This is a genomic window from Pseudomonas sp. DSP3-2-3, from assembly GCF_049898225.1.
In the GTDB taxonomy this organism is placed as follows: Bacteria; Pseudomonadota; Gammaproteobacteria; order Pseudomonadales; family Pseudomonadaceae; genus Aquipseudomonas.
Genome location: NZ_JAFCXH010000001.1, coordinates 496017 through 522466 on the forward strand (window position 1 = coordinate 496017; position 26450 = coordinate 522466).

The 26450-nt window shown below is 58.2% G+C and carries 35 protein-coding genes; 34 read left to right on the forward strand and 1 reads right to left on the reverse strand.

Translation table 11 applies throughout. The features are described 5' to 3' along the window. The 33 genes from ACP7E4_RS02335 (at position 1) to ACP7E4_RS02495 (ending at position 24672) form a co-directional block, all read left to right on the forward strand. Positions 1-615 (forward strand): transglycosylase SLT domain-containing protein, encoded by a 615-nt coding sequence (locus tag ACP7E4_RS02335; protein ID WP_426111284.1) that lies wholly within the window; start codon positions 1-3, stop codon positions 613-615. Further along, positions 612-1211: a DNA-packaging protein gene (locus ACP7E4_RS02340; RefSeq protein ID WP_426111286.1), complete on the forward strand. Its 600-nt coding sequence runs from the start codon at positions 612-614 to the stop codon at positions 1209-1211. Before ACP7E4_RS02335 ends, ACP7E4_RS02340 begins: the two co-directional genes overlap by 4 nt. Next, the gene (locus ACP7E4_RS02345; RefSeq protein WP_426111288.1) at positions 1198-1410 is read left to right on the forward strand and encodes a TraR/DksA family transcriptional regulator; all 213 of its coding nucleotides are present in this window, start codon (positions 1198-1200) and stop codon (positions 1408-1410) included. The genes ACP7E4_RS02340 and ACP7E4_RS02345 overlap by 14 nt, the downstream gene beginning before the upstream one ends. Then, positions 1407-1739 carry a hypothetical protein gene (locus ACP7E4_RS02350; RefSeq protein WP_426111290.1) on the forward strand — a complete coding sequence of 111 codons (333 nt, stop codon included), beginning with the start codon at positions 1407-1409 and terminating at the stop codon, positions 1737-1739. Before ACP7E4_RS02345 ends, ACP7E4_RS02350 begins: the two co-directional genes overlap by 4 nt. Next, positions 1736-2044 carry a hypothetical protein gene (locus tag ACP7E4_RS02355; RefSeq protein ID WP_426111292.1) on the forward strand — a complete coding sequence of 103 codons (309 nt, stop codon included), beginning with the start codon at positions 1736-1738 and terminating at the stop codon, positions 2042-2044. The genes ACP7E4_RS02350 and ACP7E4_RS02355 overlap by 4 nt, the downstream gene beginning before the upstream one ends. Before the next feature lie 4 nt (positions 2045-2048). Beyond that, positions 2049-2561, forward strand: coding sequence for a DUF3486 family protein (locus ACP7E4_RS02360; protein WP_426111294.1), 513 nt, complete (start codon positions 2049-2051; stop codon positions 2559-2561). 238 nt (positions 2562-2799) lie between these two features. After that, positions 2800-2949 (forward strand): hypothetical protein, encoded by a 150-nt coding sequence (locus ACP7E4_RS02365; RefSeq protein WP_426111296.1) that lies wholly within the window; start codon positions 2800-2802, stop codon positions 2947-2949. Continuing rightward, positions 2946-4499, forward strand: coding sequence for a hypothetical protein (locus ACP7E4_RS02370; RefSeq protein ID WP_426111298.1), 1554 nt, complete (start codon positions 2946-2948; stop codon positions 4497-4499). Before ACP7E4_RS02365 ends, ACP7E4_RS02370 begins: the two co-directional genes overlap by 4 nt. Continuing rightward, entirely contained in the window at positions 4499-6049 is a 1551-nt protein-coding gene (locus ACP7E4_RS02375; RefSeq protein ID WP_426111300.1) for a DUF935 domain-containing protein, read from the forward strand. Before ACP7E4_RS02370 ends, ACP7E4_RS02375 begins: the two co-directional genes overlap by 1 nt. Next, entirely contained in the window at positions 6049-7329 is a 1281-nt protein-coding gene (locus ACP7E4_RS02380; protein WP_426111302.1) for a PBECR2 nuclease fold domain-containing protein, read from the forward strand. The genes ACP7E4_RS02375 and ACP7E4_RS02380 overlap by 1 nt, the downstream gene beginning before the upstream one ends. Before the next feature lie 118 nt (positions 7330-7447). Beyond that, complete coding sequence (locus ACP7E4_RS02385; protein WP_426111304.1) at positions 7448-7918, forward strand: phage virion morphogenesis protein; 471 nt, start codon at positions 7448-7450, stop codon at positions 7916-7918. Between the two features lie 201 nt (positions 7919-8119). Continuing rightward, positions 8120-8647 (forward strand): hypothetical protein, encoded by a 528-nt coding sequence (locus ACP7E4_RS02390; RefSeq protein ID WP_426111306.1) that lies wholly within the window; start codon positions 8120-8122, stop codon positions 8645-8647. Between the two features lie 75 nt (positions 8648-8722). After that, the gene (locus tag ACP7E4_RS02395) at positions 8723-9700 is read left to right on the forward strand and encodes a phage protease (RefSeq protein WP_426111308.1); all 978 of its coding nucleotides are present in this window, start codon (positions 8723-8725) and stop codon (positions 9698-9700) included. A gap of 28 nt (positions 9701-9728) precedes the next feature. Further along, entirely contained in the window at positions 9729-10622 is an 894-nt protein-coding gene (locus tag ACP7E4_RS02400) for a Mu-like prophage major head subunit gpT family protein (RefSeq protein ID WP_426111310.1), read from the forward strand. 9 nt (positions 10623-10631) lie between these two features. Beyond that, positions 10632-11162 (forward strand): hypothetical protein, encoded by a 531-nt coding sequence (locus ACP7E4_RS02405; RefSeq protein ID WP_426111312.1) that lies wholly within the window; start codon positions 10632-10634, stop codon positions 11160-11162. Beyond that, entirely contained in the window at positions 11159-11650 is a 492-nt protein-coding gene (locus ACP7E4_RS02410; protein WP_426111314.1) for a phage protein Gp36 family protein, read from the forward strand. Before ACP7E4_RS02405 ends, ACP7E4_RS02410 begins: the two co-directional genes overlap by 4 nt. Beyond that, positions 11650-12216, forward strand: a complete 567-nt coding sequence (locus ACP7E4_RS02415; protein WP_426111317.1) for a phage protein Gp37 — start codon at positions 11650-11652, stop codon at positions 12214-12216. Before ACP7E4_RS02410 ends, ACP7E4_RS02415 begins: the two co-directional genes overlap by 1 nt. Next, entirely contained in the window at positions 12216-12407 is a 192-nt protein-coding gene (locus tag ACP7E4_RS02420; RefSeq protein WP_426111319.1) for a hypothetical protein, read from the forward strand. The genes ACP7E4_RS02415 and ACP7E4_RS02420 overlap by 1 nt, the downstream gene beginning before the upstream one ends. Then, positions 12404-13501 (forward strand): phage tail sheath C-terminal domain-containing protein, encoded by a 1098-nt coding sequence (locus ACP7E4_RS02425; protein ID WP_426111321.1) that lies wholly within the window; start codon positions 12404-12406, stop codon positions 13499-13501. Before ACP7E4_RS02420 ends, ACP7E4_RS02425 begins: the two co-directional genes overlap by 4 nt. Positions 13502-13514: 13 nt before the next feature. Further along, a complete protein-coding gene (locus tag ACP7E4_RS02430; protein ID WP_426111323.1) occupies positions 13515-13886 on the forward strand; it encodes a phage tail protein in 372 nt (123 codons plus the stop codon). 4 nt (positions 13887-13890) lie between these two features. Continuing rightward, a complete protein-coding gene (locus ACP7E4_RS02435; RefSeq protein ID WP_426111325.1) occupies positions 13891-14295 on the forward strand; it encodes a hypothetical protein in 405 nt (134 codons plus the stop codon). A gap of 181 nt (positions 14296-14476) precedes the next feature. After that, positions 14477-16705 (forward strand): phage tail tape measure protein, encoded by a 2229-nt coding sequence (locus ACP7E4_RS02440; RefSeq protein WP_426111327.1) that lies wholly within the window; start codon positions 14477-14479, stop codon positions 16703-16705. Continuing rightward, positions 16702-18030 carry a DNA circularization protein gene (locus tag ACP7E4_RS02445; protein WP_426111329.1) on the forward strand — a complete coding sequence of 443 codons (1329 nt, stop codon included), beginning with the start codon at positions 16702-16704 and terminating at the stop codon, positions 18028-18030. Before ACP7E4_RS02440 ends, ACP7E4_RS02445 begins: the two co-directional genes overlap by 4 nt. Further along, positions 18014-19132 (forward strand): phage baseplate assembly protein, encoded by a 1119-nt coding sequence (locus ACP7E4_RS02450; RefSeq protein ID WP_426111331.1) that lies wholly within the window; start codon positions 18014-18016, stop codon positions 19130-19132. The genes ACP7E4_RS02445 and ACP7E4_RS02450 overlap by 17 nt, the downstream gene beginning before the upstream one ends. Continuing rightward, positions 19132-19710: a phage baseplate assembly protein domain-containing protein gene (locus tag ACP7E4_RS02455; protein ID WP_426111333.1), complete on the forward strand. Its 579-nt coding sequence runs from the start codon at positions 19132-19134 to the stop codon at positions 19708-19710. The genes ACP7E4_RS02450 and ACP7E4_RS02455 overlap by 1 nt, the downstream gene beginning before the upstream one ends. Positions 19711-19762: 52 nt before the next feature. Then, positions 19763-20131, forward strand: a complete 369-nt coding sequence (locus tag ACP7E4_RS02460) for a phage GP46 family protein (RefSeq protein WP_426224876.1) — start codon at positions 19763-19765, stop codon at positions 20129-20131. Between the two features lies 1 nt (position 20132). After that, positions 20133-21203 carry a baseplate J/gp47 family protein gene (locus ACP7E4_RS02465; protein WP_426111337.1) on the forward strand — a complete coding sequence of 357 codons (1071 nt, stop codon included), beginning with the start codon at positions 20133-20135 and terminating at the stop codon, positions 21201-21203. Then, the gene (locus ACP7E4_RS02470; RefSeq protein WP_426111339.1) at positions 21200-21736 is read left to right on the forward strand and encodes a YmfQ family protein; all 537 of its coding nucleotides are present in this window, start codon (positions 21200-21202) and stop codon (positions 21734-21736) included. Before ACP7E4_RS02465 ends, ACP7E4_RS02470 begins: the two co-directional genes overlap by 4 nt. After that, positions 21736-22329, forward strand: a complete 594-nt coding sequence (locus ACP7E4_RS02475; protein WP_426111341.1) for a hypothetical protein — start codon at positions 21736-21738, stop codon at positions 22327-22329. Before ACP7E4_RS02470 ends, ACP7E4_RS02475 begins: the two co-directional genes overlap by 1 nt. Continuing rightward, the gene (locus ACP7E4_RS02480) at positions 22329-22640 is read left to right on the forward strand and encodes a hypothetical protein (RefSeq protein WP_426111342.1); all 312 of its coding nucleotides are present in this window, start codon (positions 22329-22331) and stop codon (positions 22638-22640) included. The genes ACP7E4_RS02475 and ACP7E4_RS02480 overlap by 1 nt, the downstream gene beginning before the upstream one ends. 3 nt (positions 22641-22643) lie before the next feature. Continuing rightward, a complete protein-coding gene (locus ACP7E4_RS02485) occupies positions 22644-23783 on the forward strand; it encodes a hypothetical protein (protein WP_426111344.1) in 1140 nt (379 codons plus the stop codon). Continuing rightward, positions 23783-24292, forward strand: a complete 510-nt coding sequence (locus tag ACP7E4_RS02490; protein WP_426111346.1) for a DUF4376 domain-containing protein — start codon at positions 23783-23785, stop codon at positions 24290-24292. Before ACP7E4_RS02485 ends, ACP7E4_RS02490 begins: the two co-directional genes overlap by 1 nt. Then, positions 24289-24672: a DUF1353 domain-containing protein gene (locus ACP7E4_RS02495; RefSeq protein WP_426111348.1), complete on the forward strand. Its 384-nt coding sequence runs from the start codon at positions 24289-24291 to the stop codon at positions 24670-24672. Before ACP7E4_RS02490 ends, ACP7E4_RS02495 begins: the two co-directional genes overlap by 4 nt. 13 nt (positions 24673-24685) lie before the next feature. On the opposite strand, the gene ACP7E4_RS02500 is transcribed toward ACP7E4_RS02495, so the two are convergent. Further along, entirely contained in the window at positions 24686-25081 is a 396-nt protein-coding gene (locus tag ACP7E4_RS02500; RefSeq protein WP_426111350.1) for a helix-turn-helix domain-containing protein, read from the reverse strand. A 128-nt stretch (positions 25082-25209) separates the two neighbouring features. On the opposite strand from ACP7E4_RS02500, the gene ACP7E4_RS02505 reads away from it, so the two are divergent. Continuing rightward, the gene (locus ACP7E4_RS02505; protein WP_426111497.1) at positions 25210-26424 is read left to right on the forward strand and encodes a winged helix-turn-helix domain-containing protein; all 1215 of its coding nucleotides are present in this window, start codon (positions 25210-25212) and stop codon (positions 26422-26424) included. Positions 26425-26450: the final 26 nt, after the last annotated feature.

Sequence of the window (26450 nt, forward strand, 5' to 3'; positions counted from 1 at the left end):
ATGCGCAGAGTCCTTTTGATCGGCATCGCTTGCGTCTTGGCCTGTGGTCATGCGTTTGCGGATGCAATTCCAACTGAAGCCGACCAATACCGCCGCAGCCTGACGCGCATTGCTCAGGCTGAATGGGGGCTTGATGCGCCTGTGGCGATGTTCGCCGCACAGGTTCACCAGGAAAGCCGTTGGCGGCTTGATGCACGGTCGCCCGTTGGTGCGCAAGGCTTGGGCCAGGTGATGCCCTCGACCGCTACCTGGCTGGCCGAGATCTTCCCCGTAACACTGGGGAAGGTTGAGCCGGAAAGCGCCTCCTGGTCACTGATGGCGTTGATCAGCTACGACCGATGGCTGGCTGATCGCATCACCGCTCGGGATGCCTGCGAGCAGAGCGCAATGGTGTTGTCCTCCTATAACGGCGGCCTTGGGTGGCTGATCCGTGACCGTAGGCTGGCATCGGCAAAGGGCGCCGATTCGCTGGTCTGGTTCAACTCGATAGAGCGGTTCAACGCGGGCCGCTCGCCCGCCGCATTCCGTGAAAACCGACAGTACCCACAACTGATTCTCAAACGCTGGGAACGCCTCTACATCGACGCGGGCTGGGGTACGGGGGCTTGCTCATGAGTTACGTCGCCAAGTACCTCGCGCCGCTGGTGATCGCAGTCGTCCTCATTGGTTTGGCATTGCTGAATCGCCAGGGCGGGTACGACGAAGGATTCCGCGTTGCGAAAGCCGAGGGCGACAAGGCCCTCTCTGACTATCGCAGTGAGATCGAAACGGCGGCTCGGAAAGTAGCCGAGACCGCCGCTTTGAATTTGGCTGCCGAGGCCAAACGCGGCGATGGCCTGGCCGCGCAGTTGGTCGCCAAGAATATCGAACTGCGCAAGCACACCGAACAGCTCAACGGAGAGATTTCCCGTGTCACGACCTTATACCGCCGCGCCTTGGAGGCGCCGCCTGAGCCTTTGCCTGTTGCTGTCTTTACCACTGGCTTTGTCCGCGTGTGGAACAGCGCCATCAGCCCCGACGCAATGCTTTCAAGCAAGTCCACCGGAGACACTGCTGCGTCTGCCGGAGGAGCCGGAGCCGCTGACCAACTCGCCAGCGGCGTAACCCAGCAGGACCTGTTAACCAACCATGTGCGCAACAACGAGAAATACGCGTCGTGCCGCGCTCAGCTCAAAAGTCTTATCGAATGGAACACCCATGGACGTATTTGATCGCGCATCCGAGGTCGAGGAAGCGAACCGAGAGGCCGCGATTGCGGCGCATTTGGCGCAGGTGCCGAAACCGGCTGGTGCCTCAGCATTGCTTTGTGAATGCGGAGCGGCAATCCCTGAGGGTCGGCGTCTCGCGCTGCCAGGTGTCTTGCTCTGCATCGACTGTCAGTCATTCCACGAAAAGTTGGCGCGCAAATGACGACGATTGAACTGCCGGTATGGCAGATGGTTGGATCTGCAATAACTCTTCTCGCCATGTTTGCCGGGCTGGTCAAGTTGCTGTTGGGCCAAATGGAAAGCCGACTGGATCAACGGTTTTCGATGATGGATGACCGTTTCGAAGCGGTCGCCAAAGACTCCGAACGATTGCGCCAGGTCGAGATCGGCCTTGAGCGGCTGCGAGGGGAGATGCCGTTGCATTACGTGCGCCGCGAAGATTACGTGCGCAACCAAACCGTTCTAGAGGCCAAGCTTGATGCATTGGCCTTGAAGCTTGAAAACGTACAGCTCAAAGGAGCCCGCGAATGAGCATTGATGCCCCTAAGATCCGGCGCGAATCTATGCGCTGGTACATCCTTTTAACGCTGAATACCTCGCGGCCGATTGATCCGCATGAAGCACTTGTGTTGTCCACGATTCAGGCCGTCTATACAGATGCCACCCCGTTGGAGCTTCGGACGCAACTGGAGTATTTGAAGGACCGTTCCATGGTCACTTTGGATAAAACCCCTTCCGGCCCGTGGATCTGCGGCCTGACATCGCTGGGCGTGGATATCGCTGAGTACACCGTCGATTGCCGCGCAGGCATCGCCCGCCCCGTCAAATACTGGTGATCCCATGCCGCCGCGAAGCAAAGTCGCTGCACTACCGGTAGAGGTCAAAGAGTGGCTGGACCAGTCCCTGGTTGAGTCGAACTTTTCCGGCTATGAATCGCTGTCCTCCGAACTGGAGAGCCGGGGCTATTCCATTGGCAAGAGCGCGCTGCATCGCTACGGCTCTGAGTTCGAAGTAAAGCTGGCCTCGCTGAAGATGGCGTCCGAACAGGCCAGGGCGGTTGTCCAGGCGGCGCCTGATGACGAAGGCGCAGTGAACGAAGCATTGATGCGGCTTGTTCAAGAGCACCTGTTTAAGTTGCTGATGACCAACGGCGACCAGATCGACCTCCCCAAAGTCGCCAAGGCCGTGGCGGAACTAGGAAAAGCCTCTGTCGTGCAGAAGAAATGGCAAGCGGAGTTCCGCGACAAGGCCGAAGCCGCCGCTGCCCGTGTGGAGAAGATCGCCAAGAAAGGTGGCTTGAACGCCAGCACTGTGGATGAAATCCGCCGTGAAATCTTGGGGATGGCATCGTGAAATATTTATGGGAGACGCACGACGTTGTTGCTGGACGACAGGTTGACTCTCACAACCGGGCAGAGCGCTACATCATTGGATACGACGCCTCGCTTAATGAATGCCGGGGCAACTTGATATTGATATCCCTGCGCGATGGAATGCTCGCCCGGAAAGAGTTGACCCATAAAGAGATGGCTTGCCATCTAACCGACTCTGGCATGCGCCCTGTTGCTATTAGCGAAGAGGACATAGCGCCTTGAACTACGTCTACTCGTTATGCGCCTGCTTCTCCCTTACGGGGCTTCTTGCCACCGAAGAAAATGCCCGAATGCTGCTGACCAGTGACATGAATGTTGCGCTGTTTTTGGCACTGGCCTGGACATTGGATCGAAGGAAGAAGGCATGAGCGTCCCCGTTGTGCTGGACAGTACTGCCACCCTGGACGCGCCAGCGGTGCTGCTGGAATACCAGAAAACATGGATAGGCGTCCGCGCCCCGCTCAAGGTCGGAGAGAAGTCCCGACGTATCGGTCTGACATGGGCGGAAGCCGCTGACAATGTGCTGGTCGCGGCGTCCGCTAAGGCAGCCGGTGGTCAGACGGTTTATTACCTGGGCTACAACCAGGACATGACCGTCGAGTATATCCAGGCCTGTGCCATGTGGGCCCGAGCCTTCGACTATGCGGCCGGAGAAATCGAGGAAGGTATCTGGCCGGACAGCGACCCAGATAAGCACATCAAGACCTATACCATTGTCTTTCCCAGCGGTCACCGCATCGTTGCGCTGACCAGTCGCCCGTCGAACCTTCGGGGTCGTCAGGGTGTTGTCGTGATCGATGAAGCTGCATTCCACCAGGATCTGGCCGAACTGCTTAAAGCCGCGCTCGCGCTGCTTATTTGGGGCGGTGAGGTGCATGTGATCAGTACGCACGACGGCACGGAAAACGCCTTCAATGAACTGATCCAAGAAATTCTTGCAGGTAAAAGAAAGGGCAAGCTGTTCCGCTGCACGTTCCGCGATGCCGTGAAAGACGGGCTCTACAACCGTGTGTGCCTGCGTAAAGGCATTGCGTATGAGCCTGACGCCGAAGCCGCATGGGTGCAGGACGTTTACGACTTCTACGGTGATGCTGCTGAAGAAGAACTGGACTGCGTGCCCTCTCACGGTGGTGGCGCATTTCTCAGCCTTGCCCTGGTCGAGCAACGGAGTAACCGCGAGGTGCCGGTGTTGCGCCTTTCCTACCCTCAAGGGTATGAGGTCATTGCTGAACCCGTGCGTTTGGCAGAGTCGCTAGAGTGGTGTGAAGAATATTTAAAGCCGCTACTAAAGGCTATCCCATTGGATGTCCAAAGCTATTACGGCATGGACTTCGCGCGCTCTGGTGACCTTTCGGTCATTTGGCCGCTGCTCAAGGAGCAGAACCTACGTAAGCGAACACCCTTTGTCGTCGAGCTGCGTAACGTGCCATTCAAGCAACAGCGTCAGATCAAGTTCTACATACTCGACCGCTTGCCGAACTTTCTAAAAGGCGCTGACGACGCCAGAGGCAACGGCTCCCAGCTCTCGGAAGAAACCGCCATTGAGTTTGGTTTCAATCGTATCGAGCGCGTCATGCTCACGGAGGGCTGGTATCGCGAAAATATGCCCCCCTTCAAAGCAGCACTGGAAGACGACACCTTCTACGACATTCCGGCTGACAAGGATGTAGTAAGCGATGTGCGCGCCTTTCGCATGGTCAAGGGTGTGGCACGTATCCCTGAAAAACGTACCACCGAGAAAGGCGAAAAGACCGGGGGCAAGCGTCACGGTGACGCCGGTATCGCAGCAGTGCTCGCGGACTATGCATCCCGGCAGGACACCGAAATATTTGAATACCACCGCGTCGAGCCCGCTTCTCAGCATGATCGCGAAATCAAGCTGGGCGCTGGCTGGCGCACATCGAAAGGCATCTGGTAATGGCTCAGTCCAAAATCGTCGATCAGTATGGGCGACCGATTCAATACGACAAACTCACTGAAGAACTGGCGGCGGCGAGAACCACCGGCATTCGCCAAATTTGGCACCAGTCGGTTGCCAGTGGCCTGACACCAGGTCGCCTTGCAAACATCCTGCAAGCCGCCGCCGATGGTTCCGCGCATGACTATTTGACGCTCGCTGAAGAGATGGAAGAGCGGGACATGCACTACGCATCTGTCTTGGGCACGCGCAAGCTCGCGATATCGGGGCTCAACATCCGCGTAGAAGCGGCCAGCGATGACCCGGAAGACGTGCGCCGCGCTGATGCCTTGAGCGAAGTGGTGAATGCTCCCGAGTTCGGCGAGCTGCAAGCCGACCTCACAGACGCAATGGGCAAGGGCTACGCGGTATCGGAAATCATTTGGGACCGTAGCGGCAAGACCTGGAACCCGTCGCGCTTCGAAGCGCGCGACCAACGCTTTTTCCAGTTCGATCAAAATACGGGGCGGGAGCTACGCCTGCTGGATGAGGCTGATCCGATATTCGGTGTTGAGCTAGCGCCGTACAAGTTCATCGTCCATCTGCCGAGAATTCGTTCGGGGCTGCCGATCCGGGGTGGCTTGGCGCGTGTGGCCGCAGTTGGCTATATGTGCAAGGCGTGGACATGGAAGGACTGGATGGGCTTCGCGGATATCTTCGGTATGCCCATGCGTGTTGGCCGTTACGGGCCGGGTGCAAGCAAGGATGACATCTCGACGCTGATGTCTGCTGTAGCAAACCTGGGCAGTGATGCCGCCGCCGTCATTCCAGACAGCATGCGCATCGACTTCACCCAAGCCGCGAACGTTGCCGGGGCCGGTGACTTCTTCAAGGGCCTGGCTGAATGGTGGGATAAGCAAATCAGCAAGGCAGTGGTCGGCCAGACGATGTCCACCGACGATGGCTCAAGCCAGGCGCAGGCGACCATTCACAACGAAGTGCGGATAGACCTGTTGCAGGCTGACGCGAAGGCTGAGTCCAACACGCTCAACCGCTACTTTGTCCGTCCCTGGTGCGACCTGAACTTTGCACCTGGTCGGGCCTATCCGAAGCTGGTCATTGACGTGCCCCAGCCGGAAGACACCAAGCTTCTGGTCGATGCCTTGAAGGCGCTTGTTCCCTTGGGCCTGCGTGTTGAGCAATCGGTGATCCGGGACAAGCTCAATATTCCAGAGCCAGCAGCAGGGGCGGAGCTGCTGGGCGCTCCTGCTGCTAAGCCAGCGCTTAGCCAGGCCACCAACCGAGAGCAGGCCCCGGCGCTGCCCGCGTCCATCCCGGACATCGTGGATAATCAGGTTGACCGCTTGGGGCAGGATGCGGCAACGACCATGGACGATATGATTGATCAGATCCGGGAAATGGTTGACTCAGTGAATAGCCTGGAAGAGCTGCGGGATCGACTGATTGAGGTCTATCCAGAGATGTCTACCGTGCAACTGGCTGATGCCTTGGCTGACGGTATGGTGGCTGCGAGCATGGCCGGTCGCTATGACGTGTTGAGGGGGCTGTAATGGCCGTCTCTCACGGCTCGCTGCCATTCCAGGAGCAGATTGATTACTTCCGGGGTAAGACTGACATCCCGACCCGCGCCTGGACCGACGTTTACAACGTCGAACACGACTGGGCTTTCGTTGTAGCCGGTGCGACTAAGCAAGGGCTGCTGTCTGACATGCGCGGTGCTGTTGAGAAGGCCATCACATCAGGGCTCACGCTGGACCAGTTCCGCAAGGACTTCGACCAGATCGTTGAAAAGCATGGTTGGGACTACAACGGCGGTCGGGGCTGGCGGTCGAGGGTCATCTATGAGACGAACCTGCGGCAGTCGTACAACGCTGGCCGTGAACAGCAGATGGCCGACCCGGAGTTGCGCAAGCGGCGTCCGTTCGGTGTGTACCGACACGGAGACTCTGCGCACCCACGGCCCCAACATCTTGCTTGGGACGGGACCACACTCCCGCTGGATGACCCGTGGTGGTTCAGTCATAGCCCGCAAAACGGGTGGGGCTGCAAGTGCAAAAAGTTCATGGTCAGCCAAAGGGACGTGGACCGGCAGGGACTGAGCGTTGGCCCGGCTCCGGTCATCGAGTACGAAGACAAGACCATTGGCGTGAACAGTCCGAACGGGCCGCGCACTGTTCGTGTGCCAAAGGGCATCGATCCCGGCTTTGAGTTTGCACCAGGTCAATCCCGCCTCAACGCCGCAGTGCCTCCGCTACGTGCCTACGATCCGTTGCCCGATCCGGGCGCGCGGGCCAGTAGCGTGCAAGGTGCTGGTCTGCCCAACCGCCGTCCGCCTGGTGCGCTGCCGCCAGCTCGCGAGATGGCACCCGGCCGAATGCTGCCGCAGGGGCTATCAGATGCAGAGTATGCCGGTCGCTTCCTGGCAGAGTTTGGCGCGACCGAGGCAAGCCCGGTGGTATTCAAGGACGTGACTGGCGATGCCGTCGTCATCGGCCGGGAGTTGTTCACCAGTGCCAAAACCGGCGCTTTGAAGATCCGTAAGCGTGGTCACGCGCGCGAGCTGCTGTTGCTCGCTGATGCGATCAAAGACCCGGATGAGGTGTGGGTTAGGCTGGAGTGGCTTTATTCCAGAAACAAAGCGGTGGTCAGGCGGCGGTACATTTCACGCTATCACGTAGATGGCGAGCCAGTACCGGCACTGTCGGTGTTTGAGGTTGGGGAAGACGGGTGGGACGGAGTTACAACCTTTTCGCCGGAGTCGAACGACCCTGACTACCTGGAACAACTCAGGTTAGGTGTACGGCTGTATCGCAGATCAACAGATGAATGATCAACACCGCGCGCCGCCACACGCGATAACAATCCTGAGTGTAGGCCTGGAGGTCCTGGCGGGGACTGCTCACTCAATGGACAAGTCTCGATAGTAGGGGGTGAGGATGGCAGGCGCAATGCTTGATGTGAAGTTGGACGACAGCCGGGTAGGCGCTGCCCTGGACGAGCTGATGAACCGGCTAGGGGAGTTGCGCACTCCGCTTCTTGATATCGCGGAGTATCTGCACCAGTCAACAGATGAGCGCTTTCGGAAGAAGGTTGCCCCGGACGGGTCGCCCTGGGCGCCGCTCTCTCCTGTAACGCTGGCAAAGAAGAAGGGTAAAGGCATCCTGCGTGAGTCTGGAGCGCTTCAGGACACGTTCCGCCATGCCGTCACCGGCAATGAACTGGCATTCGGTACTGACCGCCCATACGGCGCAGTTCACCAGTTCGGACAGAAGAAAGGCGCGTCAGGAACGAGCAGTAAAGGGACGCCGTTGCCATGGGGTGACATCCCTGCCAGGCCATACCTTGGGCTGTCCTCGGATGATGAGATGGAGATCCTCGCAATCATCCAGGATTACCTGTTGGAACCCGTGGAGGGCTGACCGCTTAGAATCGTGCAGGCGGCGTGTAGTCCGCGTGCAGATACATCCGCCGCAAAAACAAACTGTAGGGGCGTTAGATTGGCGTTAGACGGAGCTTGAGCGCTATCCGATGGCAAGATGCGTGAGAGATATACCGGAATTGTGGGGATCGACGACATCCGATATAAACGGTCTCTCTTTTTCTGCGCATCGGGATCTGTGATGGACCACTACCTTGTACAGATTTTTAACGTGTTCTCTCAGGTTTCCTCTGCGCCACCTTCGCCGCCTGTTGGCGTTCATTGGACGGCGTGGGTGACGGCCTTGACTACGCCAGCAATTGCGGGGCTCGCTCTGGTAATCGCTCGCACGCAAGCTCGAATAGCCAGAAATAAGCTTAAGCTCGATTTGTACGATAGGCGGGTAGTAGTTTACGACGCTGCGAAGAGGTTCTTGATCTCAACACTGACTATGCAGCAGGAGCAGTATTTTGCGGCTCAGCAGGATTATCTGAAGGGAGTGGCAGGCGCAAGATGGCTGTTCGACGAAGAGATCCAGGCATACCTGGACCGCGATATATGGGACTTGGCAACGAGGCTTTTTGACAATGGGTTGCGGCGTAAAGTCGCGAACGATGACTTTAACGGCCAGTCCTTGAACGTTGAACTTACTGAGCTTGCTGGCAGGATGCACCAGGTGCTAGAGGACATCGACAAGGTTTTTCACAAGTACCTTCATATCGAGCACTGATGGTCTGCGCATAGAGCGCTAACCTTAAGCCCCCCCGAAACTCCCTCCGCATGACATGCCGCCGACACTGGCGGCATGAAAACTCAACTCGCCCTCAACTCCGAAATCTTCAGTTCCGTCGAGCTTTCCGATGGGAAGGCCCCCGACTGGGTTGAGCTTATCCCCGCAGGTCCGGTCGTCACCGGGCGTGATGGCCGCACCTGGTTGTTTGATGACGCCTCGCAATCGCTGGTGCAGTCCAGCTTTACCGAGCGCGCCATTGACTTGCCCCTGGACTGGGAGCACGCAACGCAATTGCGGGCGCCGGTCGGTCAGGACGCCCCAGCCGGGGCGTGGATCAAGTCGCTTGAGATCCGCGACGGCGCACTGTGGGGCCAGGTTGATTGGACCCCTCGCGCGGCGATGCAGGTAGAAGCCCGCGAGTATCGCTTCACTTCCCCCGTATTCGACTTTGACCCGGACACCAGACGCATCGCGCGGCTTGTGAGTGCGGGCCTGACCAACAAGCCGAATTTTCTGATGACAGCCCTCAACCAAGAAAACCCGGAGCACACAGTGAAACTCTCCCCAGCGTTTTTGGCACTGCTCGGCCTGCCCGACACCGCCACCGAAGATCAAGCCCTTGCCGCCGCGACCAGCCTCAAGGCTACGGCGCAGGCAGCCAACACCGAACAGCGTCCGAACCTTGAACAGTTCATGCCCCGCGCCGACTACGACGCAGTGCAGTTGCGGGCAACCAACGCAGAACAAGCGCTAGCGACTCACAAGAAGGCTGAGCACAACAAGGAAGTGGACGCGCTGATCACCGCCGCTACTCAGGCCGGAAAGATCACGCCTGCGACGGTCGATTACCACCGCGCCGCCTGCCAGGACGAATCGGGCCTGGCTCGCTTCAAGGCGTTCGTGGAGGCGGCGCCGGTCGTTGCTGCTGCGTCCAGCCTAGGCGAGCAAAAGCCCAACCAGGCGCACAGCACCGCGTTGAACGCAGAGGAACAACAGGTAGCCGCGTTGATGGGGATGAGCGCCGACGAATTCACCAAAGGTAAGGCGTAAGCCCTCCTTCTATATATAGGAAGCATTCATGATCATTTCCACCGCGACCTTGAACGCGCTGTTCACCGCGTACAAGGCAGAGTTTCAGACCGCTATCACAGCGACACCCACTGACTGGCAGCGCATTGCTACCCTGGTTCCTTCGTCTTCGGCCAGTAACACCTATGGTTGGTTGGGCCAGTTTCCGACATTCCGCGAGTGGATCGGCGACCGCGTAATGAAGAACATGGCGGCGCACAGCTACGCCATTGCTAACAAAAGCTATGAATCGTCGGTGGGTGTTCCTCGCAATGCTATCGAAGACGATGAGATCGGCGTTTACAAGCCGCTGTTCGCCGAAATGGGACGTGCCGCCAGTGCGCACCCGGACGAACTGGTGTTCGGTCTGCTCAAAGCTGGCCTGACCACGGCCTGTTACGACGGCCAATACTTCTTCGACACCGACCACCCTGTTTATCCCAATACCGACGGTACGGGTGAAGCCGTGTCGGTCAGTAACTATCAGGCAGGCACCGGCCCGGCCTGGTATCTGCTCGATGTCAGCCGCGCTATCAAGCCGGTCATCTTCCAGAAGCGTCGCGATTACGCCCTGAAAGCGATGACCAGCCCTGACGATGAAAACGTGTTCATGCGCGACGAATATCGTTATGGCGTTGATTCCCGCGTCAACGTCGGCTTTGGCTTCTGGCAGTTCGCTTATTGCTCGAAAGCGCCGCTGACCGCCGAAAACTACGGTTCGGCTCGCGCTGCAATGAAAGCATTTGCGGGTGACGGTGGCCGTCCGCTGGGTGTTACCCCTGGTCTGCTGGTTGTGCCGTCCCAGTTGGAAGGTGCGGCACGCAAGATCGTGGTCAAGGACGCGGACAACGGCAACGAATGGGCGGGCACCGCTGAAGTCCTGTCGCCAAGCTGGCTGGGCTAAGGGGGCGCCATGACCATCATCATTACGGCAAAGCGTAACGGCTTTCGGCGTTTTGGCATCGCCCACTCCGACCAGCCTACCCCTTACGCGGACGATCATTTCACGGAAGAACAACTGAAGGCCCTGCTGCTGGAGCCTCAATTGATCATCGCCTATAAACCGGGTGAGCCGGATCGGGAGTTGACTGATGTACACAATTCGCAAGTTCCGGCACCGCAAGCGTCCAGCGCCCCACAAGAAGTTTTGCCGCAGTCGCCTGCGCCAAGCACTGCGTCAATTCGTGACGCTGGGGGCCAACTCCTGGTCGATGCCGGAGCTTCGACCGATGCGGAATCGGCTCTTGTAGCTACTGCATGGGACGAAGCGCACCTGGAACACATCGCCCGCGAGTCTGCCAAGCGATTGGCCGAAGCTGATGCCTGCTGGGATGAGGCCCATCAGGAATACGCTGACCGTGATGCGGCTGCCTTGCTGCCAGCGAAAGTGCCTGCGAAGGCTCACAAGCCGAAGGCGGACAAGCCCAAGGACGACGCCAAGTGAACCTGTCGTTGCCGTCTGCCAGCCAGCTCCTGGTCCGATTCGGCGCCCGCGATATTACCGAGGTCGCCGTACCGGATGACAAGCGCGTCATTGAGCCGGACTTGTTGGTGGCGGCAGCGGCCGGTGAGCCCCTGGACGATTGGTCTGCTGAAGATATCGCCATCGCCGTTGCCACTCTGGCAAGGATTGCCGATGCGGTAACGCGGGCGCGCAGTGAGGTTTCATTCTATCTGCGCTTCCGCCCGGTGGGCTCTGACGCTCCTGATTGGGTCACGGATGATCTGGCCGAGATCGCCAGGTATCACCTGTATGACGATGCCGGTGCGGAAACCTCGACAGTCCGGGTTATCTACAAGGACGTAATAAAGCGCCTGGAAACACTCGCGGCTGAGGATCAGCAGCAAGGGGCGTCTGAGGCTGGGGAGTCCGGTCTGCAAGTCACCAGTCAGCCACGGCTGATGACCCGCCGCAGTTTGAGGGGGCTCTGATGCTCGGGGAGCTTGAGGATCTGATTGAGGCGCGGCTGAAAGAGCTGAATTCGGTGCTGCCGCGTCTGGTTGTCGAGAGTTACGGCGGTGAGCTGTCGGACCCTGATCTGTTGGCGACCCTGCTCAAGCGTTGCCCGGCAGTGCTGTTGATGGTGCCAAAAGCCACGCTTCGTAAGCGCAGCCAAGGGCGTTACGGCATATCAATCACCTTTCGCCTGGTGATTGCTACCCGTCACCCCCGTGGCGAAAAGGAGACTCGGCGCGGTACGACTCCGACCGATCCTGGCAGCTACTCCCTTTGGGAAGCCTGCATGCACAAGCTGGTTGACTGGCAGCCATGGCCTGACCGCGCAGCCATCGTGCCCACGGAGCTTTCCAACCTAGTCAACGGAAAATTCGCGAGTGACCACCTGTCCGTGTTGGGCCAGTCCTTTGTCATCGAGCTGGATTGGGTCAAGCCAGAGCAGGCATTGCCTTGGCTGGAGGGTATCGCATTGAGCTACCACGTCCCGGCCGGAAACCCAGCCGCAACCGTCACTGATGAAGTTCAACTGAGGGACGCCTAATGCTTGTCATCGCTGCACCTGGTCATCGGGTTCCGATGGAAAACGAACCACTCAAAAGCATCGAGGCCGATCCGGTCGAGGTGCCAGATACCTCCTACTACCGTCGCCGTATTGCGGCAGGTGAGTTGTTGCCTGCGCCGAAAAAACGTGCCGGTGCCAAAGAAACCGCACAACAGGAGTCCGCCGAATGAGCGTAACTTTTGACACTATCCCGGCTTCGACCCGTAAGCCTGGCGTTTACATGGAGTTCAACACCAGCCTGGCTGTTCGAACGCTCGCCAGCAACGCACAGAGCATTTGCCTGATTGTTCCGTTGGGAGCAGGCGCAACTATCGCGGCCAATGTGCCTACGCGGGTTTACAGCGCTGACGATGCAAGGGCAGCGTGCGGCGACGTTGCGGCAGAGATGGTCGCGGCAGCCATCGCTGCCTATCGCTACGTCGCATTATCTGTGGTGGGTGTTGTGGTTCAGGGCGATGCTGAGCCGAACATTACGGATGCGCTCGACGCCACGGCCTTGGGCGGTTTCACTCTCCTGGTGCCAGCCTGGTACAGCCAAACATCACTGACCGCTTTGAGGACTCACATCGAGACCTACACCGGGTCCATTGAGCAACAAAGCATCGTCGGCGTTGCGGCAGTTGTCAGCACTCTGTCAGCCGCCACGACGCTCGCCACGTCACTGAATGCTGCGAAGATCACGATTGCCGCATTCCCTGGAACTGCATCGACAGCACGACAGGTTGCAGCCGCTTACGCCGCAGTCATTGCCTCCGAAGAAGATCCTGCGCGGCCACTCAATACGCTGGCATTAGCCGGTATCAAAGTGCCGGGTATTGCTCAGCGGCTGGGCCGTACTGAACAAGAAACCGCCCTCGCCAATGGGGTGACACCTCTGGAAGTCGCGGCCGGTGATGTCGTTCAAATCGTTCGTGCGATCACGACTTACACCAAGTCGGCGGCGGGTGCGGCGGATGTCTCCCTGCTCGACCTGACATCTATTCGCACGCTGTTCTATGTGCGCAATGCCTGCCGCGAGCGCATTCGCCTGCGCTTCCCGCGCGCCAAACTCTCGTCCAGGACTCCGGCTGCTGTTCGTGGTGAGCTGCTGGACGTGCTCAAAAAGCTGGAAGAGGTGGAGATCATCGAGAACGTAGATGACAACGCCGAGGGCCTGATCGTTGAACGCTCTACCCAAGACGCGAACTGGCTTGCATCCGCGATCCCAGCTGACGTTGTGAATGGCCTGCATGTCTTTGCCGGTCGCATCGACATGATTTTGTAAGGGGAACATTCAAATGGCTGATAGCTACGTAGGGCAAATCGTCCTCGAAATCAACGGCACGGAATACGAAGTCACCAGTATGGAGCCTAGCCTCAAGACCGGGCGCAAGGTCGTCAAGACCATGAACCGTACCGGTCGGCCAAGTGGTACGTCCAAGGGCATCGAAGAGCATGAACTGAAAATCGCGGTTGCCATCCCGAAAGACGGTGAGCCGGACTGGCGCGCTCTGCTGGATGCCAAGTTGACAATCTATCCGCAGGACGGCGGCGGTAAGCGCGAGACCTGGACGGGTTGCGCCTTGATGGAGATGGGCAGCAAGTACCAGGTCGAAGGTGAGGCCACGCGTGACCTGACCATTTCCGCTCTCAACTACTACACAGAGTGACCTCATGAGCGTGCAAGCCAATAAGCAATGGGATGGTCTGACCATCACCCGCGAACTGCCCATCGGCGTCTACTACGCAGGCACTCGCCACCGGACATTCACTTTGCGAGTCGGTGTAGCCGGTGACTTGATCGCCGCACAGGAAGAACACCCGGACGGCCCTTTCCAGCTGGTGACGCTGGAAACCTTCCGGCGTCAGCTGCTTTCGCTAGGAGCGATTCCGGCAGAAGCCCTGACCACCGACTTGCTGCGGGAAGGTTTGACCGAAAGCGATTTATCAGTCATCGCTCTTGCGGATGAAGAGCTGGAAAAAAAGCTCGCGCCGCCGAGCGCGGCCTCATCAACTTCCGCCGCATCGAGCATGCCTTTATCCGGTTCGGCTACAGCCTTGCCGAATTCAGGGCCATGACCCGCGCCGAGATCGATACCCGTGTGGATCTGATCGTCGGCAAGTCCACGGCCACGCGCTATGTCAGCCGTCGTCAGGGTAAGCCCGGAAAACGCAAGAAGGGCAAGCGCTAGACACCACCACCACCTAAAGGCTCGATGACGGGCCTTTCTTCTTCCTGTAAGACCTCCTGAGGTGTTCGATGAGTTCTGATCTGCGTGTCGCGCTTCGTTTCACGGCCAATGCTGGTAACAGCCGGCGCGAAATCGAGCAGGTCAATCGCGACCTTCGCAAAGCAGGCAAGGAAGGCGCCAAAACCCTGGCCGACGAAAGCTGGAAGGCTGCCGGGGCCATGACCAAGATAGGCCAGGCCGGGGCGACGAGCTATAAAGTCGTCCGTGGGGCCATGCGTGAAACAGCGAAGGCTGGCGCTGAAACAAGGTTGGAAGTCAGCAAGACCTCTGCCGAGCTGAAAGCGATGTCGGCTGCGGCAAAGAAAGCCGCCCGCGATGCCAAAACGGAGTTGGCCAACACCGACCGTCAGGGCGTCCAGCCACTGCGTAAGAGCGTCGAAAAGACCGAAGACTCATTCCGCAAGATGGCTCGCAACAGCGCGCAGCACCTTCGCGTATTGAAGTCTGTTGCGGTAGGTGTTCGTCAGGAGTTCGACCGTATCAAGGCGCTTGGTAGCACTGCTCAGGGCCAATTGGCCGGGTTGGGCGTTGGGGTTGGGGTCGTTGCCGGGTTGACCGGCAGTGCAAAATTGGACCGCCAGTTGATCAGGACAAAGCAGACAGCCGACATGACGCCGGAGCAACAAAACGAATGGCGTGATGAGGGTTGGCGCATCGCCAAGGACTATGGCGTGAACCGTGAAGCCGTAGACAGCGGCTTCAACACGTTGATCGCCTCTGGCGTCAAATACGAACCGGCGAAGAAAACCGCTGCGGCGATTGGGCAGGCAACGGCAGTAACAGGCGCCGACTCTGCCGTGTTGGGCAAGGCAGTTGTTGCGGGGGCAAGTGCCTTCAATGTTGACCTGAACAAAGAGGGTGCCGCCCTTGAGCTGCTGCAAAAGATGACGGTTGCCGGTCGCCTCGGCAACGCTGAACTTGAAAACCTCGCCGACCTGTTCCCCAAGATTGGCGGCGCGGCTGCTGCTGCGGGCATGAACATGTCGCAGGCGCTGGCGTTTGCAGAAACACTTTCCACGGTCGAGATGCAGCCAGATCGGCTGGGCACGTTGGCCGAATCGACGCTACGTGTCTTCAGCAACAAAACCTATCGCGACACCATCACGAAAACCAGCGGTGTCAAATTTTTTGAGAAGGACGGCAAGTCCAGGAACCCCGAAAGCGTGTTCGGCGACCTGAAGCGCAAGTACGACAAGCTCAAGACAGACAAGGAACGCGCCCAGTTCATGGGTGTGGTGTTCAAGGGCATGGACCAGGACACCATCCGGGGTATGCGCATTATGTTGACCGGCGATCGGCTGAAGACATTTGGCGATCAGTCCAAGCAGATCAACAATGCCGGTCCGGTGTTGGACAAAGACCTTAAGGAAAACACCGAGAGCGCCACCGGCACCGCAGCGCGGATGAAAGCCACTTTTGGGCAGGCAATAGACCGCATGGCGCAGCCCCTCAACAAAGGATTTGCCGATATGGGGTCGTACTTGCTCGATGACCTCAAACTTTCCGGCGAACAGATGTTGGCGGGTGGTGCCGCGCTCGGTGTAGGTAGTTATTACGCTGGTCGCGGTGCCAAAGCCGGTGCAGGCGCACTGCTGAATAAGTTCATGGGTGGGCCTGAGACACTGAAGAACATTGCTGTCGGCAAGGTTCTGGAGGAAGCGACAGGCGTAACTTCCGTGTTCGTCACGAACTGGCCGGGGAACATGCAGGGCGGGCCTGAGATTAAGCCGGACCTGCCTGATGCATTGAAGGACAAGAAGGGCAAGCCAGGCGGCTTTTTGGCCCCGTGGCTGGGTCCGCTTGCATTGGGCGCCAGCGCTACGCAGCTCGGCGGCGATAGTGCCAGTACAGACGAGGGCCGTTTACGCGATGCTCAAAGAAACGTGATGCTGAATGAGGGCGAGCGCTCCTATCAAACCGCTTTTTATCGCAATCGAATTGCCCTTGCAGAGCAGAACCCAAAGCAGGATCAGGACTCGCTATCGAGCAACGCGCAGCGCCTTGCGATGCAAGAGACCGGCATGACAGCAGCTGGCTTGCCGGTACAAGGTGCCAAGGACTGGGCGGCGGGTATTGCAAACCGCGCCGTCACTGCGGGTGCGGAGACGCCAGCCGCAGTGGCCCGTCTGCAAGAGCTTCTTGGTAAGCCGTTGGTCATTGAGGTGCGGACGGACTCTCACATGATTACTGCCGAAGTTGAACGCCGGGCGAACATTCAGCAGAGACGCGGACAATGAGCTGGTCAGAAACGCTGCTCGATGCGTCATATCGTGGCTCTGATATCCAAGTTATTGAAGAGACCTTGCAGGCGCAGCGCTCACTTGCAGAGCACGGGACCCCGTTCCAGGACGGTGACTCGGTTGTCGATCTTGGCCGTGGCGCGCGGAAGTTTCAGCTGCGTCTTGTCTGCTGGGGCGACAACTACGAAATCCAGTTGCAAGACATCATCAGTGCCTTGGACATACCCGGCCCTGGTGAGCTGGTACACCCAATCTACGGTGTACTCAGCGTGGTTGCCAATACCTGGGAAGTGAAGCACCACGCAGAAATGCCGGACTACGCCGAAGTCATTGTGCTGTTTGTCGAGGATACGCCGGACACTCCGCTGATATTCCGCCCCTTCGGTGATATCACAGGCAGCGAAACGGTCTACATTGACGACGGCCCGAGTTGGCAGGATGGCGTGTTTGAGCTGTTCGGTCGTATCGACTCCCTGGTTAGCGAGATTCAGTCATGGATCGGCGGCGGCTGGGTCGGTCTGATCGAAAAGGCACTTGGCCTGCCGGGCATCAGCCTGCGCTTTGCGCAGCTGCGGTCGCAGATCCTCGGCGTAGTGTCGGGCGTGGCGTCGATGTTCAAGCACTCATCAGCGGCGTTCGATCCGCTGCATGATCTGTTCCGCACTCCGACAGAGATCCGGTCAGCGATCCAGGGCGGCACGCCTACGACGGCAACCGCGTTGCTTTCTAAGTCGGGACTGCCGATCACGCTGCCCGGCGCTGATGGCCTGACGCCTGCGGCTGCCCGTGTCGGCGCTGCATTTCTGGTCAGTGCAAGACAGGGTACAGAGCCAGACGCTGACCTTTTGCCCCTCGGCATGCCGACTGATCCGGTCGAGGCCAATGCATTTGCATTGCTTGTCCTGGTCATCACTGAACTTGCTCTGGCCCATGCTCAGGCGGTGGCCGTCATCATTGAAGAGGAGGCGACAACGCCGACTCTAAGCCCGCTGGATCTGGAGGGCCTGGTTAACCTGGTGCGCTCGCTTGTCCAGTCCGCCATCCTCATTCAGCGGCGCCTGTACGATGTTGAGACCTCCCGCCCGGTCATTGAAGCACTGCGCAATACGGCGGCACTGATCCAGGTGCGTGCCCGCCAGGTGATCTTGCTGCGTCCGCCCATGGTTGACCGTATTGTTGAAACGCCCGCAAGCCTTCGCCTGCTTGCTCATAGGTGGTATGGCGACCATACCCGCGCTGTCGAGTTGATTCGTCTCAACCCCGGCTTGAAGACTCCCCACAACATCAATGCCGGTGAGGTGCTACGTGCCTACGCAGAATGAATTTATACGCCTGTCGATTGGCGGCGCATCCTATGAGACATGGGCCGGGTGGTCGGTTGAGTCTGATCTGCTGACGCCCGCCGATGGCTTCGAGCTTGAGCTTTACAGCAAACAGGTTGTACGGCTGCCCAAGGTATTGGCCGAGGGTGCGCCTTGTACGCTGACCTTGAGCGGCGACACCGTGCTCACGGGGCAAATAGACGAGTTTGAGCATGACGTTTCCCGTCAAGGTATTGCATTGCGTATTACGGGTCGGGACATGGCCGCCGCACTGGTCGATTGCTCTTGTCCATTCGTTGCCGCTCGCGAGGTCTCGCTTCAGCAGATTATTGATTTGGTCGTAAAACCCTTGGGCGCCTACCAGGTTGAAATCAGGGCGCCGAAGGGTGCCGACACCCGCCGCCGTGTGCAGATTGAGCCGGGCCAAACCGCTTGGGAAGCATTGCTGCAAGTCGCTGAAGTGAATGGCCTGTGGCCTTGGGTTGAACCCGATGGTCGGCTGATCATTGGCGGGCCGGATTACACCGCGCCGCCTGTTGGAGCGCTGATCTTGCGTGAGGATGGCGTGGGCAACAATGTCCAGCGCCTGAGCGTCCGGCGCTCGATTGCCAACCGCTTCAGTCAAATCACTGTCCTCGGCCAGCACGGGCAGTACGACAATGACGGCCTTGATACATCGCGCTCGCATGTTCGCTCCGTCATCCAGGATGAGACCTTGGCGCGGCGCGGGATCTTTCGCCCGAAGGTGGTCATCGACAGTGCGTGTGAGAACCAGGACATCGCCAAGACCCGTGCTACCAAGCTGTTGGCCGACAGTAAGTTGGATAGCTTTGAGGGCCGCGCCATTGTCGCCGGGCATCGAGCGCCAAACGGTCAGATATGGGCGCCAGGTCAGCGGGTTGTCGTGCGCAGTGAGCCGCATGGCATTGATGCAATTTACTTTCTCATGGCTCGCACCCTGCGCCTGTCCCGTGGCGAGGGCGCTATCACTGAGCTGCGCTTGCGTGAAGATAAGACGTGGGTAATCGACGGTGCGAAGGTCAAAAAGCACAAGAAGGGCAACGAAGACGCGGGCTTTATCCAACAGATCAAGGGGTACTGATGAAGTCCATACCGCAACTGGTTCGTGAGCAAGTCGCCCGCGTAATGGCGAGCTTCAGACATCCATTCCGGGCTGTCGCGGCGAACAACGACCACGGCGTATTGATAGGCACCAACATGGAAGGGCTGGCCGGTGAGACCGTGGCGGGCGAATTGTTCCAGCATTATGGCTTCAGCTCTGCGCCGCTGCCCGGTGCCGAATACCTTGCAATTCCAGTCGGCGGCAACAGCAAGCACACGATTGTGGTTGCCAGCGAGGACGGCCGCTACCGGATTGCTGTAGCTGATGGCGAGGTGTCGCTTTACACCGACGAAGGCGATTACGTGCATATGAAACGCGGCCGTGTTGTTGAGGTGGCCACCGATACCCTGGTGGTCAAAGCCAGGGTCAAAGTGCGCTTCGAAACGCCCCTGGTCGAGATGACCGGCGACCAGAAGACAGACGGCCAAGCCGACGTTACGGGCAGCATCACAAGCGCCGCTGACATCAGCGACCGCGTTCGGTCGATGCAGGCTGACCGCGAGATCTACAACGTCCACCAGCACGGCAATAGCCCAACGCCAACCCAGCAACAGTAGCCAGCAAGGCGAGCAGTCTTAAACGCTCCTGAAATACCGCTCGCGCAGGCGCGTGGGCATCCTGCCCGACATGGACTCAGGCATAAACACCAACTCAGGCGACTTGACCGGCCAGCGCATCCAGACGTTGAGCAATGCCGTGTACATCCGTCTGATGACGCCTCTTGGCAGTTGGTGGGCTGATACCTCGCTGGGTTCCCGACTGCATGAGCTGCGCCGCGAGAAAGACCGGCCCCGCGTCGGCATCCTCGCAAAGCAGTACTCCGAAGAGGCCCTTAAGCCTCTGCTCGATAACGGTCGGGCCAAGCGCATCACGGTCGTTGCCGACCAGCCCCATAGCGGCTGGCTCAACCTCAATATTGAAATCATCGACGCCACCGGCAATCCGCAGGTGTTTCGCCATCCTGTAAGGGTGATCTGACATGGCCTTTACCTCTCCATCGCTCGACAGCATCCTGGCGGGCATCCTGCGGGATATCCGAAGCCTCGAAAGCGAGGCCGACATTGAAAGCGACAGCGACCATTACGTGCGCTCTGCCGCCGTTGCCGCCGCCATTGAGGGGCTGTATCAGAAGCTGGCTTGGACGTACCGCCAGATCTTCCCCGACTCAGCCGACGAAGACGAGATGGTCAGGGCAGCGACATTGCGCGGGCTTGACCGTAAAGAGGCAGTCGCTTCACGCGGCCCCGTTGCTCTTCAGGGCACTCCTGGTGTCGAGCTGCTGATTGGCTCGACCATCAAGCATGTCGCCTCAGGTGAGCTATTTACCGCCCTTACTAGCGCGAAACTTGGCACCGATGGCACTGCAATCGTGATGGGCGAGGCACAGACTTCAGGTGCTGCACTCAACGACCTGGCCGGTGCTGCGGTGCTCACAAGCCCGCCGCTAGGCATGAGTACGACAGCTGCTTTCGTAGGCAGCACCAGCGGCGGCGTTGATCAGGAGTCGGCGGAGTCTCTGTTGGCTCGCCTCCTTGAGGATCTGCAAACCCCACCTGCTGGCGGCTCTCTAGCTGACTACAAGCGCTGGGCCAAAGAGGTCGATGGCGTGGACGATGCTCTGGTGCTGCCAAAGCGCCGTGGCGCGGGCACGGTCGATGTGATCATCACCGGCAGCACGGGTGTTCCTCCTGTTGAGGTGGTCGCCAAGTGCCTGGCTAATATCGAAAGCCAGTGTTCAGTCATCTCTGACGTTTGGGTGTTCGTCCCGGCAGTCCGCGTTGTCAACTCAACAGCGGATGTCGAACTTGCGGACGACTACCTCTTGGAAGAGGTCCAGGTTATGGCGCAGTCGGCTTATGAGACGCTGTTAGGCGCCATGAAGCCGCGCGACATGCTCAAGCGCTCGCAGATCGAGGCCATGGTCAACAACTTGCCGGGTGTTATTGATCGCGCTGTACGCACGCCCGCTAATAACTTGAATGCCTCGGACAACCTCGCGCTAATCGGTTGGATTCGCCCCGGAACAATCACCTTGGGCCTGATGCAGTGACCAGCCTTGCCGATCAACTAAGGCTGTTGCTGCCGCCCGTCTCATACGACGGTCTGGCTCCGAAGCTGTCTGCGGTCATCGAAGCCGAGGCGAATGCACTCACTGTATCTGACGGTCGGTCGGATGAAGTTCATTCAACGATATACCCCGACACGGGCGCCGGACTGACCGATTGGGAACGCACATTGGCGTTACCCGACCCTTGCCTAAAGGGCGTAACTCAAACCCCGGAACAGCGTGTGCAGGCTGTTGTAAGCAAGTTGCGCAATCGTGGCGGGCAAAGTCGCCCGTTCTTTATCGCACTCGCGAAGAGCCTTGGCTATGACGTTACGATTGCAACTTTCCGGCCCGCGCGCGCTGGGTTTGCCAAAGCGGGCGATCCCATCAACGGCGGGGATTGGTCATTCACCTGGCGCGTCGATGTCCCTGTGATTCCGCTTGAAACTGACCCAGTTAGAAAGGCCCTTGAGTGCCGCCTGGGTCAACTGAAACCCGCAGAGTCAATTTTGCTATTTAAGTACGGGATTAACTGATGCAGAAGATTGGAGCCAGTACCGATACCGCCGATAGCAGCGGCGAGTTTACGGAAGGTAGTGCGGCACAAGGCATTTATGCGACGCTGCTGCGCTCTGAATGGTTGAACACGATACAGCGCGAACTAGTGAGCGTTGTAGAGAAAAGCGGGTTTGCTCTAGATCCTGATAAAGACGACCAGGTCTATACGGCAATCAAGACGATAATTCGTAGTGCTGATAGCAGCTTTGCCGTTGATGGCGGCACCGCTAACGTCTATGTCGTCAATTACACGCCCACGTTCACAGCACTTGCTAATGGTATGCCTCTGCGCTTCCTTGCTAAAACTACGAACAGCGGAGCATCAACAATCACCGTCAACGGGATTGGCCCTAAACCGCTATTGGGTGCAGCACAGCAGGCACTACAAGGCGGCGAAGTATTCGCGACGGGTATTGCCGATATTGTTTATAGCGTTGGGCTTGACTCTTGGATATTGCGAGGCTGCACAGGCGCTAATATTCAAGTCCCGACCGGGACAAAATCGCAGCATGCAATCAATCTGGGGCAGCTCCAAGCCTCATATATTTCCTACTTCATGGGGCAAATATAATGCCATCTGGAAAGCTTGGCTCAGCCGATCTGCTCGCCGTTACCGATACACTGATCTACACCGTACCAGCATCAAAAATTGCAACCGTCAACGTTCGCGTTGCGAACCGAAATGCCGCGTCAATCCGGGTGCGCGTAGCTGTCGGTTCCGGCGCTGTACCGAGCGGCGCCGATTATCTGAGCTTCGATATGTTGATATCGGGCAATGGTCTTTATGAAGATACGGGAATCGTTATGTCGGCTGGCGAAAAGTTATGGGTCTACTCCAGTCTGGCAAATGTCTCGGTTCGTGCACATGGGATGGAGGGATAATAAGTGGGTAACGTAAATACCGCCTCTGGCGGCGCCAGCTTCACGGTATCCAGTGTTCCATTAGGCGGGCTTGCAACAGTCTTTGCGAGTGGAGACGCCTATAAAGCCATTGGCACCTCGATTCAACGCTCCCTTTATCCTGAAATGTCGGCGGCGTTTCCGAGAAAGAGTGCATATGCTTTCAGTCTGGTCGCTCAACCACTAGTTGGCAGTAGTTCGCTCGCCCGCTGTGGAACCTTTGGCAAAGGAATGTTCGTCATTATGATGACTTCCAACGCGACTAACACTTCGGCAGATTCGCTTTACTCATTCGATGGTATTACATGGACACCGTCTACCGCCACCTCAAGTCTTAACTGGAATGGCATATGCTACGGCGGACCAGTTGGTAATCAAAAGTTTGTTGCTGTCGGGGCTGCTCAAGGCGGTACTGCTGCGTCCACGTGCTGCATTTCAAGTGATGGCATCACATGGGCAACTAGCAACATGCCCTCGTTGATTTATCAGTCAGTGGTTTGGTCTGATCAGTTAGGGTTATACATTGCATTCACGAATAGCACCGCGTGTGCGACTTCGCCAGATGGCGTAACTTGGACGCAGAGGGCAACGCCTGGCGGCGGATATTACCCAGCAGCAAGCCCAAACTGTGTTATCGCGCTTAACCCTGGCGGTAACATGATTCGCACAACTGACGGCATAGCGTTTGCTGTGGTGGCAGGTTTGCCGAACAAAGCTTATAGCTCAGTCGTTTATGCGGGTGGATTGTTTGTAGCCACCGTAGGCAGCTCTGCGGCAGGCGCTGGTATCGTCACGTCGCCTGACGGATTGACGTGGACGGTACGAGTAACGCCAGCCAGTTATACCGGTGGACAGCTAGCATATGGGGACGGGGTTTGGTTGTGTACCGGTAATGGCGGCGCAACAGGCTCTATGACTTCCTATGATGCGATTAATTGGTCACAGCGGGCGAATGGTATTGCAGGAGCTGTTTATTCAGTATTCGGAAATGGGGCGTTCCTCATTACAGCGCCATTTGTTTCGTCTGGTGTCACTTACAATCAGCTTGTTTATACAGAGAATTTAAGTACAAGCGATTGGATGTATCTGAGCGGGACCGCAGGCCAATATGTGAGGGTTCGCTAATGGCTATTCACTATATTTATAACGCACAGGGATACTTGATCGGTGGCTGTGAGAGCGATGGAGTCCCTGAGAACTCAACGACTCTGCCCCCAATCTATACGGTGGGTCAGCCGCCTCAATTCCTAAACGGCGCTTGGGTTGATCAAAGCACACCGACCGCTGAAACATGGACTGATAAAATCGCAGACCGTCGATACACTGCCGAGGTTCGCGGCTTCATTTGGAATAGTGTTTTCATTGATACTGACCGGGTATCGCAACCAAAAATCGCTTCCGCGCGAGCGGCTGCAAAAGATGGTGTCAGAAGTGATAGTGCTGTTTGGAAGTGCGGTAACCCAATGACCGGGCAGCCTCTTTATCGCGTTACGACGAATGCTGAGATGGTCCAAATCGGAGATGCTGCGTTCAACTACGTCCAGGCATGTTACGACCGTGAGGGCGAGTTGATCGCTGCGGTAGCGGACGACACTATCACTGATGCCATGATTGATGCCGGGTGGCCGGATTGAGTCAATTCCTAACGACACTTAAAACAGAGCAGCGGGGCAAGTGGAACCACAGGCTGCTCGCAGATCTGGTGCTTGATGATGATCAACACGGACGTCTACTGGTAGAAATCGGCTTTGAGACTAATTTCGCCAGTCTGCAAGTTCTGCATAACGTCGTACTGTTTCCCCTGTACGCCCTTGTGGCTGGTTACGGCAACTACGCGGCAACCATCCACGACAAGCTCTACACCAGCGGTCAACTGAGCCGTAAAGACGCGGACGACGTGCTGTATCGTGCCCTGAGAGCTGAAGGGGTGGCGAAGTGGCGAGCCTGGATCTTTTGGGCCGGTGTGCGGCTTGGAGGTAGCAGCCACTATGCAACATCCGGCTCAGGTCGATAGGCGTTATCGGGTGTCATTCAAGCAAGTGGTAATCACTTCTTTCTTTCGGGTCAGTCGTGCCACCTCTGCAATTGCCGCCTCGCATAGGGGGATTGTTAGGAAGGAAGATAAGGCCCTCTTCTTCTAAGCTGTATGACAAGGCTTGCATGGTCACTCGACGTAAGTCACGAACGCCCAGCTCAAGGCCTCTGATCGCATTCACAGAAACGCCAGACCGGAACGCTAAGGCTTCGACTGACCAGCCAAGCATTGCTCTCGCGGGCGCGCAATGCGCGGCTGCAAAGTGAGAGGGAAGGTCAGCCATAGCGGCCCACACAGCGGCGTGCGCCTCGGCTGTCCGCTTGCGTCGTACTTGGTCTAGCTCAACAATCTTTGCCACGTTAGAAACTCCCAGATGCTGTATGTTCATACAGTTGTTTTCAGGAGAATAGTTCAGTTCTCAGGCGTTGGCTAGACGGCGAGGCCGTCAGGCGGTTGTGGTGCCAAATGAATCGCCATTATTTCGAGGGCTGTCCGCCAGTTGCGGTGCCAAAAGAAATGCAACGCGGTGCCAAATGCGGCGCGCGCTTACAACGTCGCATGGCGCTGGCCGCCCAGGGTTTCAACGGGCGGCAGCCGCCGGCGACCATCAAGTCCAGCCATGTCACGCAACTGATCCAGCGCCTGGGTGTTTTGCAGATCGATTCGGTCAACGCACTGGTTCGGTCCCATTACCTGCCGCTGTTTTCCCGGTTGGGCAACTATTCCCAGACACTCCTTGATCAGGCCGCCTGGAGTCAGGGCCGCCATCGCAAGCTGTTTGAATACTGGGGTCACGAAGCTTCGCTGCTGCCTATCGAGCTGTATCCGCTGATGCGCTGGCGCATGCAGCGCGCTGCTCAAGGCGAAGGCATCTATCAACAACTGGCGACGTTCGGTCGCGAACAACAGTCGACCATCGTCCGCGTGTTACAGGCAGTGCGCGAGCAGGGCGCATTGGGCGCAGGCAGTCTGAGTACCCGTCAGGAACGCGCGGGGCCTTGGTGGGACTGGAGTGCGGAGAAGATGGCGCTGGAATGGCTGTTTGCCGCAGGCGAAGTGACGGTAGCCGGGCGGCGGGGGTTCGAGCGGCTCTATGATTTGCCCGAACGTGTGATGCCCGCAACGATTCTGGATCATCCCGAAGTCAGCGAAAACGACGCTCAGCAGGGCTTGCTGCTGCACGCGGCAGCGGCGTTGGGTGTCGGTACCGAAAAAGACCTACGTGACTATTTTCGCCAGGACCCACTGCCGAGCCGCGTGGCGCTGGCCGAACTGGTGGAAGCGGGCGCACTGCAAATCGTCCAGGTGCAGGGCTGGCGTCAGCCGGGATTCTGCCTGCCGGATAGCAAGATTCCACGCAAAGTGGCGGCCAGCGCCTTGCTGTCGCCATTCGACTCACTGATCTGGGAGCGGGCTCGCACTGAGCGGCTGTTCGACTTTCGCTATCGGCTGGAGATTTACACGCCGCAGGCCAAACGGATATATGGCTATTACGTGCTGCCGTTCCTGCACCACGAACGCATCGCCGCCCGCGTCGATCTGCGCGCCGAGCGCGCCAACGGACGTCTCGCCGTGCACGCGGTGCATGAAGAACAAACCGGGCTGGACGAAGAGGGCATGCAGGCGCTGGCGAGCAATCTGCGGCAGCTGGCCGACTGGCTGGGGCTTGCGCAGGTGCAGATCAATTGCCAGCGGGGCAGTGGGCTAAGGCTGGCAAGCCAGCAGATTTAAGCTGCAAGCCACAAGCGGCAAGAAAA

What these genes read in the sequence shown, in the direction of transcription:
- ACP7E4_RS02505 (WP_426111497.1), top strand. Translation starts at nt 25,210, where the DNA reads ATGCAACGCGGTGCCAAATGCGGCGCGCGCTTACAACGTCGCATGGCG.
- ACP7E4_RS02380 (WP_426111302.1), top strand. Translation starts at nt 6,049, where the DNA reads ATGGCCGTCTCTCACGGCTCGCTGCCATTCCAGGAGCAGATTGATTAC.
- ACP7E4_RS02500 (WP_426111350.1), bottom strand. Translation starts at nt 25,081, where the DNA reads ATGAACATACAGCATCTGGGAGTTTCTAACGTGGCAAAGATTGTTGAG.
- ACP7E4_RS02400 (WP_426111310.1), top strand. Translation starts at nt 9,729, where the DNA reads ATGATCATTTCCACCGCGACCTTGAACGCGCTGTTCACCGCGTACAAG.
- ACP7E4_RS02455 (WP_426111333.1), top strand. Translation starts at nt 19,132, where the DNA reads ATGAAGTCCATACCGCAACTGGTTCGTGAGCAAGTCGCCCGCGTAATG.
- ACP7E4_RS02415 (WP_426111317.1), top strand. Translation starts at nt 11,650, where the DNA reads ATGCTCGGGGAGCTTGAGGATCTGATTGAGGCGCGGCTGAAAGAGCTG.
- ACP7E4_RS02335 (WP_426111284.1), top strand. Translation starts at nt 1, where the DNA reads ATGCGCAGAGTCCTTTTGATCGGCATCGCTTGCGTCTTGGCCTGTGGT.
- ACP7E4_RS02385 (WP_426111304.1), top strand. Translation starts at nt 7,448, where the DNA reads ATGCTTGATGTGAAGTTGGACGACAGCCGGGTAGGCGCTGCCCTGGAC.
- ACP7E4_RS02395 (WP_426111308.1), top strand. Translation starts at nt 8,723, where the DNA reads ATGAAAACTCAACTCGCCCTCAACTCCGAAATCTTCAGTTCCGTCGAG.
- ACP7E4_RS02480 (WP_426111342.1), top strand. Translation starts at nt 22,329, where the DNA reads ATGCCATCTGGAAAGCTTGGCTCAGCCGATCTGCTCGCCGTTACCGAT.
- ACP7E4_RS02350 (WP_426111290.1), top strand. Translation starts at nt 1,407, where the DNA reads ATGACGACGATTGAACTGCCGGTATGGCAGATGGTTGGATCTGCAATA.
- ACP7E4_RS02405 (WP_426111312.1), top strand. Translation starts at nt 10,632, where the DNA reads ATGACCATCATCATTACGGCAAAGCGTAACGGCTTTCGGCGTTTTGGC.
- ACP7E4_RS02375 (WP_426111300.1), top strand. Translation starts at nt 4,499, where the DNA reads ATGGCTCAGTCCAAAATCGTCGATCAGTATGGGCGACCGATTCAATAC.
- ACP7E4_RS02475 (WP_426111341.1), top strand. Translation starts at nt 21,736, where the DNA reads ATGCAGAAGATTGGAGCCAGTACCGATACCGCCGATAGCAGCGGCGAG.
- ACP7E4_RS02420 (WP_426111319.1), top strand. Translation starts at nt 12,216, where the DNA reads ATGCTTGTCATCGCTGCACCTGGTCATCGGGTTCCGATGGAAAACGAA.
- ACP7E4_RS02445 (WP_426111329.1), top strand. Translation starts at nt 16,702, where the DNA reads ATGAGCTGGTCAGAAACGCTGCTCGATGCGTCATATCGTGGCTCTGAT.
- ACP7E4_RS02430 (WP_426111323.1), top strand. Translation starts at nt 13,515, where the DNA reads ATGGCTGATAGCTACGTAGGGCAAATCGTCCTCGAAATCAACGGCACG.
- ACP7E4_RS02370 (WP_426111298.1), top strand. Translation starts at nt 2,946, where the DNA reads ATGAGCGTCCCCGTTGTGCTGGACAGTACTGCCACCCTGGACGCGCCA.
- ACP7E4_RS02355 (WP_426111292.1), top strand. Translation starts at nt 1,736, where the DNA reads ATGAGCATTGATGCCCCTAAGATCCGGCGCGAATCTATGCGCTGGTAC.
- ACP7E4_RS02440 (WP_426111327.1), top strand. Translation starts at nt 14,477, where the DNA reads ATGAGTTCTGATCTGCGTGTCGCGCTTCGTTTCACGGCCAATGCTGGT.
- ACP7E4_RS02340 (WP_426111286.1), top strand. Translation starts at nt 612, where the DNA reads ATGAGTTACGTCGCCAAGTACCTCGCGCCGCTGGTGATCGCAGTCGTC.
- ACP7E4_RS02390 (WP_426111306.1), top strand. Translation starts at nt 8,120, where the DNA reads ATGGACCACTACCTTGTACAGATTTTTAACGTGTTCTCTCAGGTTTCC.
- ACP7E4_RS02490 (WP_426111346.1), top strand. Translation starts at nt 23,783, where the DNA reads ATGGCTATTCACTATATTTATAACGCACAGGGATACTTGATCGGTGGC.
- ACP7E4_RS02465 (WP_426111337.1), top strand. Translation starts at nt 20,133, where the DNA reads ATGGCCTTTACCTCTCCATCGCTCGACAGCATCCTGGCGGGCATCCTG.
- ACP7E4_RS02435 (WP_426111325.1), top strand. Translation starts at nt 13,891, where the DNA reads ATGAGCGTGCAAGCCAATAAGCAATGGGATGGTCTGACCATCACCCGC.
- ACP7E4_RS02360 (WP_426111294.1), top strand. Translation starts at nt 2,049, where the DNA reads ATGCCGCCGCGAAGCAAAGTCGCTGCACTACCGGTAGAGGTCAAAGAG.
- ACP7E4_RS02425 (WP_426111321.1), top strand. Translation starts at nt 12,404, where the DNA reads ATGAGCGTAACTTTTGACACTATCCCGGCTTCGACCCGTAAGCCTGGC.
- ACP7E4_RS02345 (WP_426111288.1), top strand. Translation starts at nt 1,198, where the DNA reads ATGGACGTATTTGATCGCGCATCCGAGGTCGAGGAAGCGAACCGAGAG.